Raw genomic sequence first — 14,907 nt, 5'->3', positions numbered from 1 at the left:
GAAATAAAAAACAGGGCAGGGACTGTCCGAAGAGCTTGGTAAATATATTTGGCTAACAAAAGCAGATACTTCCCAAGAAGCTCCCGCTTCTAAAAGCGGGAGTAGTTCACTAATGTAGTAAAATGTTATTTAAGTATAAATTTGTAAAAATTTTAAAATACTATTGATTTTTTTCTAAAATATAGTATAATTAAATAGATTGAGAAAAAAATAATTTGATATAAGAAGTAAATAAAAATAACGGAAAATACATTATTAAAGGAGAATTAAAAGTATGAAAGTTGTAGTGATTGGATGTACACATGCTGGAACGGCCGCAATTTTGAATTTGAGGAAGGTAAATCCTGAAGTTGAGGTAACTGTGTTTGAAAGAAATGATAATATTTCATTTCTTTCTTGCGGGATTGCCTTGTATGTTGGAGGAATAGTGAAAGATCCTAAAGGGTTGTTTTATTCTTCGCCTGAAAAATTAAAGGAATTGAATGTTGATACAAAGATGAAACATGAAGTAAAAAGTGTTGATATTGAAGGTAAAAAAATTCATGTTGTAAATCTTGAAAATGGAAATGAATTTGATGAAACTTTTGATAAATTGATTATTACATCAGGCTCTTGGCCAATTGTTCCATCAATTGAAGGGATTAAATTAAACAATATTTTGCTTTGCAAAAACTATAATCATTCAAACGAAATTATAAAAAGAGCAGAAAGCTCTCAAAATGTTGTTGTTATTGGAGCTGGATATATTGGGGTAGAACTTGCCGAAGCATTTAAAAATAATGGAAAAGAAGTCGTTCTTGTAGATTCGCAAGAAAGAATGTTAAGCAAATATTTTGACAAGGAATTTACAGACATTGCTGAAAATTCGTTCAATCATAATGGAATTATTCTTGCAAATGGTGAAAAGGTAATAAAATTTGAAGGAAGCGATGGAAATGTGACAAAAGTAGTTACTGATAAAAATATATATAAAGCTGATTTGGTAATTGTATGTGTCGGATTTTTACCAAGTACTTCATTGTTTAAGGGACAGCTGGAAATGTTGCCGAATGGAGCAATTAAAGTTGATGAATATATGAGAACAAGCAATAAGGATGTTATGGCAGCAGGAGATTGCTGTTCAGTATTTTATAATCCTTTACAAAAGGAAGTATATATTCCGCTTGCGACAAATGCTGTGAGAATGGGAACATTGGCAGGTATAAATTTATTTGAAAATAAAATTAGACATATTGGAACGCAAGGGACTTCTGGAATAAAAATTTATGAAAATAATATGGCAGCAACTGGATTAACAGAAGAAAGTGCAAAAGAAGAAGGAATAGAAGTGGAAAGCGTAATTGCTGTCGATAATTACCGTCCTGAATTTATGCCAACTTATGAAAAAGTAACATTAAAAGTAATTTATGACAAAAACAGCAGAGTAATTTTAGGGGCACAATTAATTTCTAAGATTGATCTGACACAATCAATTAATACATTGTCAGTATGTATTCAAAATAAAATGACAATAGAAGAATTGGCATTTGTTGACTTTTTCTTCCAGCCTCATTATAACAAACCTTGGAATTTTTTAAATTTGGCAGGATTGAATGCTTTAAAATAAAATTTAAGATATTGAAAATTAAAACTGTATATAGGTGAGAGAAAAATGATATATGACATATTAGATTTTTTAGAAGAGTTATTTTGGAAAGTAAGAGCTTACTACAGGAAAAGAAAAAGTATAGTTATAAGTATTTTTATTTTTATAATTTCAATTTATGCAGGAAGTTTAATTTATTTTCTAAAAGATGAGAAAATTAGGCTTGTAAAAGAAAATCGAAAATATAATTTCTGGTTTGTTCACGATTTTGATTTCAAAAGAAAACTTTACGCAATGAATTATGGATTTTCACTTAATGAGACAGTTAGGCTATATAATTTCAATTTTAAAAGGCATTTAGTTGGATGGAAATGGAAGATAGGAAGTAAAGATGTATTTTATGTTTTTATATTGCCGTATAATAGAAAATACTTTTATGTTCCAGAAAGACAGATACTGTATTTGAAAAAAGCTGATTATTCAAAAGAATTTGAAAAAGAAGCTATAGATTATAAAAATATTGGAGAATTTCTTGAAGTAAAATTAGTGGAAGATGAAAAAGACAGAAAAATACGGAAATTTTTAAAATTTTTAGAAGAAAATAATTAAGAATTAAGAAAAAAAGGAGCAACCTCACAGATTAACTATGAGAGAACTCCTTTTTAGTTTTTTATAATTTTAATTGCCTAACTACATTTGAAAATCTCCAGTTTCACCATTATTGGCTTTATCTATCAAAAAGTTTGACATTTCTTTGAATTCTGATACTGCTTTTGCATCTTTTCCTGTTACAGAACTTACGCTTTGCGAATTTATAAGACTTCTTGAAATTTCAAGAGCTATATCTCTGAATGAATTCTGGCTCATTGAGAATAATTCACCATTTTGATTTTTTCTATCATATTGAGCACCGATTATTTTTCCATCTTTAATAGTTAATTTTACAAATGAATTCCAATTTCCATCATATCTTTTTTCAACAGAATAAATACCATTTTTTAATGCTGAAAATCCTAAAACATTTAATAATAACATTAAAATAAATAAAAATTTTTTCATATTAAACACCAACTTTCTAAAGGAAAGTATTTTAATAAACCTCCTCTTAATATGTATTATACATTACTTTTTATTAAAATAAAAGTTTTTTTAATAAAATCCTTGTGTATCTGTTACATATCCATCTTTATTATAAAAAGTCCAATTTCCATAAGCTTTATAATTTCTCAAAGTTCCTTGAACTTTAACTTTTCCATTATCATAATATTGAGTAAAATTACCATTCCCATTTACTAATTTCATTTCACGTTCTTTTGAACCATTTCTTGAATAACCTAGAATATCTGTGACGATACCATTTTGATAATTTTCAATTAATTTTTTTGCCCCATTTTCATAGTTCCAAGTCCATTGTCCATTTCTATAATTACGAGTATAATTTCCGTTTGAACGAACAACACCATTGGAATAATATGATTTTGATTCTCCATTTAGCTGTCCACTTGCATAAGTATTTTCATTTGTAACTATTCCATTTGAAACTTTTACTTCTTTTCCATTTTTTATATTATTTGCATATTCAAGCGATGAAGTTAGACGTCCAAATTCGTCAAAATCATAACTTGATCCATTTAACATTCCATTTTTATAATTTCTTATAGCTTTAGAATTACCATTTCCGTAAAAGTCAATATCTTCACCTTCTCTTACGCCATTTGTATAATTTACAACCTTTTGTAAATTACCGTTTTGATAATATAAAAACATAGGCCCATTTAATGTGCCGTTTTGATAATTTTTAACGGCTTGAGCATTTCCATCTTTGTCAAATTCTACATAAACACCAGTAAATGGTTGTCCAGTTTCTTTTACTGTAGCAAAATTTCCAGAAATTGCAACATTATCAGCTGTGCTATGATACGAAGTTAATGCACGAGAAGCTTGAGCTGCATATTCACTACTTCTTTTGACAGGAGCTTTTGGAACTGCTGCAGATGACAGGATACTTATAGATAAACATGAAAATAATACTATCATTGATTTTTTTAACATATAAATTTTCCTCCTTTTTTAAATACTACTTTCATTATACCAACAATTTATTATATTTATCTTAGAAAAATATAATTATAAAAAAATTTTAAAAAATAAATAAAGTATGCTATAATTTTAATACGATTTAACTATACTAAAAAATAAAAATAACTAACAATTTTAAAATAAAAAAAGTTATAAAAATAGAAAGGAGAAATTTAATGGATCTATATAGTTTAAGAGATAAAATGAGAAGCAGATACTTTTCAATGTGGGAATATTTAAATAATGGATTTGAAATTTTAAAATTATTTGTAAAAAGACATTCTTTATTAGTTTTTTTGCATTTTGTATTTTCAACTATTATGGTAATTTTTATTACATTTCCATTCACAGAGCAAGCAACAAAAATGTATGAATTTACAAAAAAAATAAATAATGGAAAAATAAAAGAAAATATAAATGAATATACTTTGATTTTATCCAGCTTTTTTTCTATACTCTTGTTATATGCGATAATCTCACTAATTATCCAGTTTATAACGGTAATCATAAGGAAAAAAACAGGTTTAGAAATTGAAGCAAACGGAAAAATAAAAAAGAGTGATTTTAAATTGGGAGAGCTTATACTTAAATTTATAATAATGATAGCGATGTATTTAATTGCTGGCATAGCTCTGATAATCTTTATAGTTTTATTTTCATTGATTCTAGATAATTCTTTTGTAATGTCTGTGGCATTATTTATATATTTGGTCCTATTGCTTAATATTTTATATTTACAGCAGGTATATTATTTGAGGGATGTTAATTTATTGGAAGCATTTAAATATAATTTATATCTAAGTAAAGAAAAAAGATTAAAAATATTGCTTCCAGTAATAATAATCACATTAATTGCTTTTTTCATTAATTATGTTTTAAATTATTTTATTGGAATAACAGTTAGCAATTTACAAATGTTAGGAATAATTACGTCAGTAACTGGTGGAATTGTCAAGACTTTTTCAACTGTATATACAACAATAACACAAAATCTTGTATATTTTAACGTAGAGTACATGGATTTAAAGAAATTAAAATAGGTTTTACAAAAAAACAAAAACTTTAAATTTAAAAATATTATTTATTGAAATTTTTAAACTTTTACAAAAAATAAAAAATAAGGAGAAGATTATGAATTTTGAAAATTTACAAATAGATCTGTTTAAAAAAAAACTTAAATTAAGAGAATATTTTGGAAAATCATTTGAACTTTTAAAAGTATTTTTTAAAGAAAATAAATTATGGTTTATTTTACTTACAATTGGAAATACCTGGCTACTTTTTTCCAATATATTAACAAAGCATGCTGCGATAAATATGAAAATTGCGGAAAATACTGGTGACAATCGTAGCTTTATTGGAGCAGTTTTTTTAAATCTTTTAATACTTTGTGGTATTTTCGTAGTGCTTCTTGGACTAGGATTGTTAAAAGTGATAATTTATACAAAAGTAGGCTATAAAATTGAAGGGAAGGAAAAGGAATACCGTTTTGAAAATGCTTTTTTTAAATATCTTAAGTATATTGGACTATACTTACTGTTTGTAATTGCAATTACAGTTGTAGTGATGATCTTGATATTAATAACAACAATTCTTGGCATTGCTACTAAAGAGATTAATTCGGTTTTTGTTGGGTATGCTATAATTGCAATACCAATTATAATTTATATTGCGATTATTCTTGCCTTTATCCTAAATACTCTTTACTTTTTTCAAATATTATATATTAGAAATATAAAAGTATGGGAATCATTTAAGTATAATTTATATTTGTCCAAAAAAAATAGACTTAGAATAATTATTCCAATAGTTATAATTACATTGATAAATCTTATATTTGTAGCACCTTTTTCTTTTTCAATGTTTATTTTTCTTCCAAATTTTGCTGTGTTTTTTATAGCTCTTGTGTTTGGATTTTTTACAGGAGTTTTACAAGTTGTTGCAATAATAATGAACGTGGTAGTATTTTTGAATGTAGAATATAATTATTTGAAACAGAAAGAGCAAGAAAAAAATAAATGTAATGACAATAGTCTTGAAGATAAATCTGAAAATAGCAGCAATAATTAAGTCAATCATTATATCAAAAATAGTATTAAAAGAAGGAGCCATAAAATGAGTAAATTTTGGAATAATAAAATAAAGGAAATAGAGCCTTATGTTCCTGGAGAGCAGCCGAAAGACAAGAAATATATTAAACTTAATACAAATGAAAATCCTTATTCACCGTCAGAAAAAGTTATAGAAAAAATAAAGTCTATGAATTTGGAAGATTTAAAACTATATCCAGATCCAGATGTTTTCAAGATTAGAAAAGTGATCGCTGATTATTTTTCAAAAAAAATTGATAAGAAAATTACGGAAAATCAAATTTTTGTGGGAAATGGTTCGGATGAAGTGTTAGCACTTATTTTTATGACTTTTTTTAACAAAGGCGACAAAGTTTATTATCCTGATATAACTTACAGCTTTTACCCTGTTTATGCAGATTTATTTGATTTAGAAGAAGTAAAAATTCCGTTAAATAAAAATTTTGAAATTGAAATTCAGAAATATTTTGGATTGGATGGAAATATAATTATTACAAATCCGAATGCACCGACTTCAATTGCATTAAAACTGGATGAAATTGAAAAAATAGTAAAAAATAATCCAAATCAGCTAGTTATCGTTGATGAGGCATATGTTGACTTTGGAGCAGAAAGTGCTGTAAATTTAATAAATAAATACGATAACGTTCTTGTTGTTCAGACATTTTCAAAGTCACGTTCAATGGCAGGAATACGGCTTGGATATGCACTTGGTTGTGAAAGTATAATTGAAGGATTGAATAGGCTAAAATTTTCATTTAACTCATACACAATTGATAGAATTTCAATTGAAGCTGGAATTGAATCTTTTAAAGATAATGAATATTTTGAAAAAACTAATGCTAAAATTATTCAGACTAGAGAGAAAACATCTGAAAAATTGAAAAAGTTAGGATTTAAAGTATTAAATTCGAGTGCTAATTTTATTTTTATTTCTCATGACAAAGTTTTCGCAGGCGATTTGTATAAACAGTTAAAAGATAATGGTGTTTTAGTAAGATATTTTGCAAAAGATAGAATTGATAATTATTTGAGGGTTACAATTGGAACTGATGAGGAAATGGAGATTTTTATTGAGAAATTGGAAAAATTGTTGCAAAAATAATATAAATTAAAAATAGACTGAATATGCAAGGGGGTAATTCCCCTTGTCAGAAATAAAGATCATTAAATTTCTAAACATATATTTAATACAGAATGCTATAGTCAACCTTTATATCCATCTACAAAATATTTTATAAGTTCTTTTTTTGATGGAATATCGTATTCTTTCATCTCCATACCATTATTTTCTAAACTAATAATCCATATGCCATCAATTGCAACTCCCATATCCATATCAATTTTATATTTTACTTTTTCTAATAACGGAACATCAAAAATATCGCCTAAGCAAAACAAATACCCACACAATACACGTAGACATTCGGAACTATCATAAAATTTGCTTTCTCTTTCTGTAATTGCTCTTTCAAATTCTTTATTAAGAAGAAAAATTATTTCATTTTTATCAATTTTATCAAAATCAAAACCTAATTTTCTTATAAAAAATTCAGCTCTTTCTTCAGCATAAAGTACATTTTTAGCTTCATCGTAAAGCATCTTTTCACCTCCTATATTTTAAAATACGTTAAATTATCCATTAAATTATACCACAATTTTTAATATGTCAAAATAAATTTCTTGTTTTTTGTTTAATCTTGAAAAAGAGAAAAAAATAGATTATACTATTTATAATTAAAGGTATAACGAAAGGATAAAATTATGAGAAAATCTAAAATTGAAAGAAATACATTTGAAACAAAAATAAAAGTTGAATTGAATATTGATGGAACTGGGAAATATGAGAATAATACAGGGGTTGGATTTTTGGATCACATGCTTGACTTGTTTGCAAAGCATGGAAGATTTGATTTGAAAGTTTATTGTGATGGAGATACACAAGTTGATGATCATCACAGTACGGAGGATATTGGGATTGCACTTGGGAAATGTTTTTATGAGGCTTTGGGAGATTTAAAAGGTGTTAAGAGATATGGGAACTTTCTTTTGCCAATGGATGAGGCGTTAACATTGGTTGCAGTTGATTTGAGTGGGAGATATTTTTTGAATTTTGATGTAAATATTCCGACTGAGAAAGTTGGGACTTTTGATACAGAATTGGTGGAAGAGTTTTTTATTGGATTTACACGGCATTTGAATGCGACGTTGCATATAAAGAATATGGCAGGGAAAAATTCACATCATATAATTGAGTCGATTTTTAAGGGAGTTGCTAGGGCCTTGGCAGAAGCGGTGAGTATTGATGAGAAATATAAGAATGAAATTCCTTCGACTAAGGGAGTTTTGGTTTAATCAAATTTATTAACAACTAATTTTTTATCTATTCAAAATATTTTTTAAGTGTCATATGTGGCACTTAATTTTTTTATAAAATAGAAATTGTTAAAAATCTTGAAAACAATAAAAAAATAGATTATACTATTTATAAGTAAAATCATAAGAAAAGGAAAAAATTTGAAAAATATTGTTATAGAAAAGATATTTGATGTTATAAATTATAAAAATTTTAAAGGGATGAGATTTAAATGGAAATACAAAAAGAATTATTTTCACTTCAAGATAAAAAATACATGAAATTTTTAAGTAAATTGACGCCAAATGTATCAGAGGATACAATTATTGGAGTGAGAATTCCTGAAATAAGAAAATTGGCTAAAAAATTGGTAAAGAATAACGAATATGAGGATTTTTTGAAAGAGTTACCACATAAATATTATGATGAGAATTTGTTGCATGGAGCAATTATTTCAGAGAGTAAAGATTTTGAGAACTGCATTGAATTGCTTGATAATTTTTTGCCATTTGTTGATAATTGGGCAGTTTGTGATACAATTTCTCCGAAAATTTTTAAAAAGCATAAAAAAGAACTAATTAAAAAAATAAAGGGATGGTCTCAATCAGATAAAACTTATACTTTCAGGTTTGGTGTAGAAATGTTGATGACACATTTTTTGGATGAAGACTTTAAAAAGGAATATTTAGAAATGGTAGCGGATATTCATTCTGAGGAGTATTATGTGAAAATGGTAGTTGCTTGGTTTTTTGCGACGGCACTTGCGAAACAGTGGGATTATGCGGTGATTTATTTAGAAAATAATAGATTGGATGTTTGGGTGCATAATAAGACGATACAGAAGGCCCGAGAAAGTTTGAGAATTTCACTGGAGAAGAAGGGGTATTTGAAGGGGTTGAAAAGAAAGAAAGAAGGAGAATTAATTTAATGAAAATCACAAAAGTTATGTTTGTAGGATTGATTTCTTTGTTGTGCTCAATAAATTCATTTACAAATACAAATTCTGAAAATGATTTTAAAAAGTATGTATTAGAAAAATTAGAAGAAATAAAAAAAATTGATATTTATAACAATGATACGACTACTAAATATCACAATAGGAATGAAGAAAATTCAAAAAGGTCTGGCTTAAAAAAATTTATAATTGATAATTTTCCTGAAAAAAGTAGCGAATTATTAGAAAAAAATAATGAAAGTTGGGATGCTGTTTGGAAAGACAATGTTTCTTTTCTTGATGATTTAGAAATAAAATATGGCTTTAATACGAATTTGTATGAATTTTATAGAGAAGAAGATAATAAGGAAATAAAAAAATTAATGGAGTTAGCTATAAAATTAAAAAACACAAAAAGTTTATCTTTTGATCAATTGAGAAAGTCAAAAGAAGAATATGAAACAGAGAATAAAAAAATGAATGATAAGTATACTGAATTACATGATTTAATGGAAGATGAATATGTAGATTATGGTGAAACGATTGGTTATGGATGCTATCCTAGACATTATTATAGCAATTTAGAAAATTTTCAAGAAAAATGGTTAAAATTTAGGGAAGATGAAGCATTATTTTATTCTGAATTGGAAAATAAAAAAGATGAGAAAATTTATTTTGGAAAACTTTTTGAAATAACAAAAAAACAGAACGAATACTTTGAGGATATTATAAATAATATAAAAAAAAGCGATAGATATAAAGAAGAAAAATATATAAAAGACAAAATATTGAAATTTGGGAAATAACGAATACTAGTAAAAAAGATTATGCAATAGACAAGGAGATAAAATGGAAAAAGAATTAGAATCTGAATCTTTAACTTTATTTGAAAATGAAAATGTTGAAAAAACTGAAACTATGAAAGTTAAAAATACACTTTTTACTATTTTAAATGGTGAAAGAGTTGATTTAGAAATTGAAGAGATTTTTGATAGTAACAGGTTTTATGAGATAAAGGCTGTTACATTTTCAGCTGATGAAAGTTTTTTGAATAAATATCTGACGCCGTTTAAAAATGTTGACTTGGTTATTGGGATACAAGATGTAGATGTCCAAATTAGAGGATTGAAGGCATTAGAAAATGAAACTAAGAATTTGATTGAAAATCAAAAGGCGATTATTAAAAAGAAACAGATTCATTTTTTTGAGAATCTTTCAAGAGAGAATCAGGAAAATATTGTGGACGAAAAGTGGAAATTGAGAGTGCCAATAAGTTCGACAATTCATAGTAAATTTTATCTTTTGAAAAATAATATGGAAACGAGATTGATTTTTGGATCAGCTAATCTTTCATTTCAGGCTTTTTCAAACAAAAGAAATCAATTTGAAAATATTGTCATTTTTGATAATTCCCCATTATTTACTCAGTTTGAAGAATATTTTAATGAAATTACTTTAACTTGTACTGATTTTATTACTAAAGCTATAAGGAAAAAAGCGAAAAATAAAATTAAAATTTTAGATGAAAATAATGATGAAAAACAGGAAGAGAAATTTTCTGTAAGATTTACACAAGATGAAAGTGCTAAATTGCAAATAGATGTTTCAAAAGATGTTATTAAAGAATTTAATGACGTGATTATTAAAGAAAAAGATAGCGTTGCTTTACCAATAATTGAGGAAATTAAAACGATTGATGAGAAACAGAAAATAGTTGAGAATGAGAAAAAAGAGGAACTTGAAGTTGAAAAATTTGCTTATGAATTGTCGATTAATACTATTTCACGACAGGCTAAAAAGAAAGAAAGTATGGTTGTGACACCTGAAACATTTGCCAAAAAAATAAAGCCTAAATTGGAAATTAAAATTGCTCCAAAATTAAATCAAGCGACTCCTGAAAGGGAACTGTTATTTTCAAAAGATACTGACCGTGGATTTGGTCGTTCGGGATTATATATTGAAGAAAATGGGAACACGAAACCATTTGGGCAAAAAGCTGGAAAAGAAGAAATAAAAAGTTCTATTGAAAGTATTGTAAAACTGATTGAGAACTATAAAAAGTATGTAATCGACTATAACGATAATTATGGTTCAAGAATTGTTGAGATTATTTTGTATGCGTTCACTTCGCCTTTTCTTCAGGATATTCGGTTCAAACTGGAATCTGATTCAGAAAAATTGGATGTACCACAATTTTTATTTATTGGAGGAACTGCGGGTTCGGGGAAAAGTAATTTATTGCAGATTTTACAAAAAATGCTGGGCCTTTCTAAATCAAAGCCTATTTTGTATAATAACATTATTCCAACTGGAAGAACTAAAAAAGCAGATACAATAACACAAATTCAATTATGGATGAACGAAAATAATGTAGCTCCAATTTTAATTGATGAAATTGACGAAGAATTTTTTTCAAATAAAGATAGAGGAAACAACTTGATTGTAAATGTTTCAAATCTTTCTACTTCAAATTTTGATTTTACGCCTTGTTTTATTGGAACGACAAATGCTTTGGAATATTCGTTGCCACAACGGTCACAAAGAAGATCATACTATGTGAAAAATGATAAAGTTTTTGACACGGAACTAAAGAAAAAATCTGTAAAAGCATATACAGAAGTACTTGAAATAGTTAACGATACTCTTTTTCAAGATTTTGTTATTCGATTTGCAGAAAAATTGACAGATGACAATTTAAGCTGGAAAAATTATTCTCTACATTCTTCTACAGGATTGATAGATTTCCTTTATTGGTCTCGTGAAATTTTTAAGGAATATTTTAAAATTGCTCAAATCGATGTTCCTAATTGGTTTCCTGAAACTAGGTATGATGACACTGTAGAAAATAATCAGTCTTTATGGAGAAAATTATACGAATATAATCATCAAGATTTTAAAGTACAAAAAGAAAAAGGTGTGTATTTATTCAAATTAAAAAGTTTAGATAGTGAAGAAGGGCAAAGCAACAGATTTGGTACAAAAATTCTTCCGTCAACAAAATATTTAAATGCATTATCACAAAAATGTAAAAATGACAATAATTCTTCAGATATTATCGAAATTAAGATAAAGGAGTTTCATGATTGGATAGGAGTACCTTTGCCGAAGGAATTGGAACATAAGAAGACGATTCTAGATTTTTTTAAGAAAAAGAAAAGTGAGAATTGATTTTCATTGTAATGTCAAATTTTTTTTGATATAATTTAAGTAATTAAAGGGAAAGTAGGGAATTAATTATGAAAGAAAAGAAAAAAGGACTAGCAATTGGAAATTCTGATTTTAAGGAGATAATAACACAAAATGGATATTACATTGATAAAACAAAATTTATAGAGGATTTACTGGAAGACTTATCTAAAGTAAAATTATTCACAAGACCTAGAAGATTTGGTAAAACTCTAAATTTGTCGATGTTAAAATATTTTTTTGATGTGAAAAATGCAGAAGAAAATAGAAAATTATTTGAAGATTTGTATATTTCAAAAAGTGAGTATATGAAAAACCAAGGACAAAATCCAGTAATTTTTATAAGTATGAGAAATGCGGAAGCAGAAAATTGGGAGGATAGTTTTTTTAATATTAAAAATCTAATTTCTAATTTATATGATAATTTTGAATATATTTCTAATAATTTAAAAAAAAGAGATTTAGTTGAATTTGAAAAAACATGGTTAAAAAAAGATGAAGCTGACTGGGATAATTCATTAAAGAATTTATCAAGATATCTGTATGAATATTACGAAAAAAAAGTTATAATTTTAATAGATGAGTATGACACTCCAATGACAAGTGCCTGGAACGAAGGATATTATGAAAAGTCTCGAAGATTTTTTAAAAGTTTTTATTCAAATACATTGAAAGATAATGAATATTTACAATTCGCAGTTGTGACTGGGATACTTAGAGTAGCAAAGGAAGGGATTTTTTCTGGCTTGAATAATTTAAAAACTTATACAGTTTTGAATAATAAGTATGCAGAAAGTTTTGGATTGATTGAAACAGAAGTAAAAAATGCTTTGAAATATTATGGATTAGAGCAAAATATTGAAAAAGTGAGAAAGTGGTATAACGGCTATAAATTTGGGAATATTCAAATTTATAATCCGTGGAGTATAATTAACTATCTTGATGAAAAAGAAATCAATGTTTATTGGATAAATACATCAGATAATAGACTTATTCATTCAGCAATAGAAAATGCTAATAAAGATCTGTTTGAAGAGTTAAAAGATTTGTTTAATAATGGAACAACAGAACAAATGGTAATGGCTTCATCAAATATGGATAGATTAAAAGACCCGCAAGAAGTATGGCAGTTGTTACTTTTTGGAGGGTATTTGACTGTTGAAGAAAAAATTGCTATGAATGAATATGCTTTGAAATTACCAAATTACGAAGTTAAAACATTTTTTAAAGATATGTTCGTTCAAAATTTAGGAGGTTTTAGCAGATTTAAAGAAATGATAAAAGCGTTTAAAAATTTAGAATTTGATAGATTTGAAAAACTTTTAAACGATATACTTTTAGTGTCAATGAGTTATCACGATACTTCTAAAACGGAAAAACCATATCATACTTTTATTTTAGGAATGATGCTATATCTTGATAACGAATATACAGTTTTATCAAATAATGAAACAGGATACGGAAGGAATGATTTAGCTTTAAATCCGATAAACAAAAGAGATATTGGATATATATTTGAGTTTAAAGTGGCTAAAACTGAAGAAGAGCTTGAAGAAAAAGCAGAAGAAGCATTGTGTCAAATTGAAAATAAAAAATATCCTGTTTTATTAAGGGAATGTGGGGTAAAAGAAATTGTACATATTGGAATGGCATTTTTTGGAAAAAGAGTTAAAGTGAAATATAAAGTTGTGAAAAATTAAAAACTATTTTTTTGAATAAATTATAAAATTTATTGTAAAGTTTTTGAAATGCAATAAGACAAATGGTTGACAATATATTAAAAATAAGGTAAAATTGTGTTCCTTGGCAGGGGAGCAAAAAAAGGTCTCGTAAAAAAATGGGGCCTTTTTATTTATGAAAAAATTTTTCTTAATTGCAACAATATATTTTTTTTGATATAATTTAAGTAAGTAAAAAGATTTAAATTTATCAAAAAAATAAAATAAAAGTATAAAGAAAGGAAGTTTAAACTATGATCGCAGTTATTGATTATGGAGTGGGTAATCTTTTTTCTTTACTATCTTCTCTAAATTATGTTGGACTTGATACAAAACTGACTAATAATGTTGAAGAGATTAAAAGTGCGAAAGGGATAATTTTGCCAGGAGTGGGGGCCTTTAGGGATGCTGTTTCTAATCTTGAAAAATATAGGTTAAAAGATATTTTGATAGATGAAGCGAAGAATGGAAAGCCGTTTTTGGGAATTTGCCTTGGAATGCAAATGCTTTTTGAGAAAAGTTATGAATATGGTGAATTTGAAGGGCTTGGGCTTATAAATGGAACAGTTGAGGAAATAAAAAAATATATTCCAAAAAATTCTGATTTGAAAATACCTCATATGGGTTGGAATAGCTTGAAAATAAATGATGAATTTAAAAATGATAAAATTTTGAAAGATGTGAATACTGAAGATGAAGAATATGTGTATTATGTACATTCATATTTTGCAAAAACTGATATGAAAAATATTGTTGCATATTCAGAATACGGAACAAAAATTCCTGGAATTGTGAAAAACAAAAATGTTTATGGAATGCAGTTTCATCCTGAAAAATCTGGAGATACTGGATTGAAGTTGTTGAAAAATTGGGGTGAATTGGTGAAATAAAAGTAAAATTACGATTATTTTACTTAATTTATTCATTTTGGGGTTGGTTTTGATAATTTATTTTTTAAT

General features: G+C 26.6%; 14 protein-coding genes. 11 read left to right on the top strand and 3 right to left on the bottom strand.

From position 1 onward, the window contains the following. Nucleotides 1–274: 274 nt before the first annotated feature. Both ACO409_RS05025 and ACO409_RS05020 read left to right on the top strand, forming a co-directional pair. A complete protein-coding gene (locus ACO409_RS05025) occupies nt 275–1,606 on the top strand; it encodes an FAD-dependent oxidoreductase (RefSeq protein ID WP_485555422.1) in 1,332 nt (443 codons plus the stop codon). Nucleotides 1,607–1,651: 45 nt separating this feature from the next. Then, nucleotides 1,652–2,194, top strand: coding sequence for a hypothetical protein (locus ACO409_RS05020; protein ID WP_485555420.1), 543 nt, complete (start codon nt 1,652–1,654; stop codon nt 2,192–2,194). A gap of 81 nt (nt 2,195–2,275) precedes the next feature. On the opposite strand, the gene ACO409_RS05015 is transcribed toward ACO409_RS05020, so the two are convergent. Continuing rightward, nucleotides 2,276–2,644 (bottom strand): pheromone cAD1 o protein, encoded by a 369-nt coding sequence (locus tag ACO409_RS05015; RefSeq protein WP_485555418.1) that lies wholly within the window; start codon nt 2,642–2,644, stop codon nt 2,276–2,278. A 90-nt stretch (nt 2,645–2,734) separates the two neighbouring features. Next, nucleotides 2,735–3,637, bottom strand: coding sequence for a toxin-antitoxin system YwqK family antitoxin (locus ACO409_RS05010; protein ID WP_485555416.1), 903 nt, complete (start codon nt 3,635–3,637; stop codon nt 2,735–2,737). A 203-nt stretch (nt 3,638–3,840) separates the two neighbouring features. On the opposite strand from ACO409_RS05010, the gene ACO409_RS05005 reads away from it, so the two are divergent. The 3 genes from ACO409_RS05005 to hisC all read left to right on the top strand — a co-directional run bounded on the left by ACO409_RS05005 (nt 3,841) and on the right by hisC (nt 6,859). Beyond that, on the top strand, nt 3,841–4,704 hold the full coding sequence (locus tag ACO409_RS05005) for a hypothetical protein (protein ID WP_485555414.1): 864 nt from the start codon (nt 3,841–3,843) through the stop codon (nt 4,702–4,704). 91 nt (nt 4,705–4,795) lie between these two features. Then, on the top strand, nt 4,796–5,734 hold the full coding sequence (locus ACO409_RS05000) for a hypothetical protein (RefSeq protein WP_485555412.1): 939 nt from the start codon (nt 4,796–4,798) through the stop codon (nt 5,732–5,734). Between the two features lie 45 nt (nt 5,735–5,779). After that, nucleotides 5,780–6,859, top strand: a complete 1,080-nt coding sequence (gene hisC, locus ACO409_RS04995) for a histidinol-phosphate transaminase (RefSeq protein WP_485555410.1) — start codon at nt 5,780–5,782, stop codon at nt 6,857–6,859. A gap of 101 nt (nt 6,860–6,960) precedes the next feature. Here hisC and ACO409_RS04990 read toward each other — a convergent pair whose 3' ends face one another. Continuing rightward, nucleotides 6,961–7,356: a hypothetical protein gene (locus tag ACO409_RS04990; RefSeq protein ID WP_485555408.1), complete on the bottom strand. Its 396-nt coding sequence runs from the start codon at nt 7,354–7,356 to the stop codon at nt 6,961–6,963. A 162-nt stretch (nt 7,357–7,518) separates the two neighbouring features. On the opposite strand from ACO409_RS04990, the gene hisB reads away from it, so the two are divergent. The 6 genes from hisB (at nt 7,519) to hisH (ending at nt 14,838) form a co-directional block, all read left to right on the top strand. Next, nucleotides 7,519–8,109 carry an imidazoleglycerol-phosphate dehydratase HisB gene (gene hisB, locus ACO409_RS04985; RefSeq protein ID WP_485555406.1) on the top strand — a complete coding sequence of 197 codons (591 nt, stop codon included), beginning with the start codon at nt 7,519–7,521 and terminating at the stop codon, nt 8,107–8,109. A 233-nt stretch (nt 8,110–8,342) separates the two neighbouring features. Next, complete coding sequence (locus ACO409_RS04980) at nt 8,343–9,038, top strand: DNA alkylation repair protein (protein WP_485555404.1); 696 nt, start codon at nt 8,343–8,345, stop codon at nt 9,036–9,038. Beyond that, nucleotides 9,038–9,850: a hypothetical protein gene (locus ACO409_RS04975; RefSeq protein WP_485555402.1), complete on the top strand. Its 813-nt coding sequence runs from the start codon at nt 9,038–9,040 to the stop codon at nt 9,848–9,850. Before ACO409_RS04980 ends, ACO409_RS04975 begins: the two co-directional genes overlap by 1 nt. A 43-nt stretch (nt 9,851–9,893) precedes the next feature. Next, nucleotides 9,894–12,212, top strand: a complete 2,319-nt coding sequence (locus ACO409_RS04970) for a phospholipase D-like domain-containing protein (RefSeq protein ID WP_485555400.1) — start codon at nt 9,894–9,896, stop codon at nt 12,210–12,212. A 68-nt stretch (nt 12,213–12,280) separates the two neighbouring features. After that, entirely contained in the window at nt 12,281–13,930 is a 1,650-nt protein-coding gene (locus ACO409_RS04965; RefSeq protein ID WP_485555398.1) for an AAA family ATPase, read from the top strand. 272 nt (nt 13,931–14,202) lie between these two features. Further along, complete coding sequence (gene hisH, locus ACO409_RS04960) at nt 14,203–14,838, top strand: imidazole glycerol phosphate synthase subunit HisH (protein ID WP_485555396.1); 636 nt, start codon at nt 14,203–14,205, stop codon at nt 14,836–14,838. The last annotated feature ends 69 nt before the right edge of the window (nt 14,839–14,907 follow it).

The organism is Leptotrichia sp. (genome assembly GCF_057270615.1).
Note: the sequence above shows the minus strand (reverse complement) of the source record. Positions and strands in the feature narration are given on the sequence as shown.

Bases quoted from the DNA above. Each gene is read 5' to 3' on its own strand.
- ACO409_RS04980 (WP_485555404.1), top strand. From the start codon at position 8,343: ATGGAAATACAAAAAGAATTATTTTCACTTCAAGATAAAAAATACATG.
- ACO409_RS04990 (WP_485555408.1), bottom strand. From the start codon at position 7,356: ATGCTTTACGATGAAGCTAAAAATGTACTTTATGCTGAAGAAAGAGCT.
- ACO409_RS05010 (WP_485555416.1), bottom strand. From the start codon at position 3,637: ATGTTAAAAAAATCAATGATAGTATTATTTTCATGTTTATCTATAAGT.
- ACO409_RS04970 (WP_485555400.1), top strand. From the start codon at position 9,894: ATGGAAAAAGAATTAGAATCTGAATCTTTAACTTTATTTGAAAATGAA.
- hisH (WP_485555396.1), top strand. From the start codon at position 14,203: ATGATCGCAGTTATTGATTATGGAGTGGGTAATCTTTTTTCTTTACTA.
- hisC (WP_485555410.1), top strand. From the start codon at position 5,780: ATGAGTAAATTTTGGAATAATAAAATAAAGGAAATAGAGCCTTATGTT.
- ACO409_RS05015 (WP_485555418.1), bottom strand. From the start codon at position 2,644: ATGAAAAAATTTTTATTTATTTTAATGTTATTATTAAATGTTTTAGGA.
- hisB (WP_485555406.1), top strand. From the start codon at position 7,519: ATGAGAAAATCTAAAATTGAAAGAAATACATTTGAAACAAAAATAAAA.
- ACO409_RS04965 (WP_485555398.1), top strand. From the start codon at position 12,281: ATGAAAGAAAAGAAAAAAGGACTAGCAATTGGAAATTCTGATTTTAAG.
- ACO409_RS05020 (WP_485555420.1), top strand. From the start codon at position 1,652: ATGATATATGACATATTAGATTTTTTAGAAGAGTTATTTTGGAAAGTA.
- ACO409_RS04975 (WP_485555402.1), top strand. From the start codon at position 9,038: ATGAAAATCACAAAAGTTATGTTTGTAGGATTGATTTCTTTGTTGTGC.
- ACO409_RS05005 (WP_485555414.1), top strand. From the start codon at position 3,841: ATGGATCTATATAGTTTAAGAGATAAAATGAGAAGCAGATACTTTTCA.
- ACO409_RS05000 (WP_485555412.1), top strand. From the start codon at position 4,796: ATGAATTTTGAAAATTTACAAATAGATCTGTTTAAAAAAAAACTTAAA.
- ACO409_RS05025 (WP_485555422.1), top strand. From the start codon at position 275: ATGAAAGTTGTAGTGATTGGATGTACACATGCTGGAACGGCCGCAATT.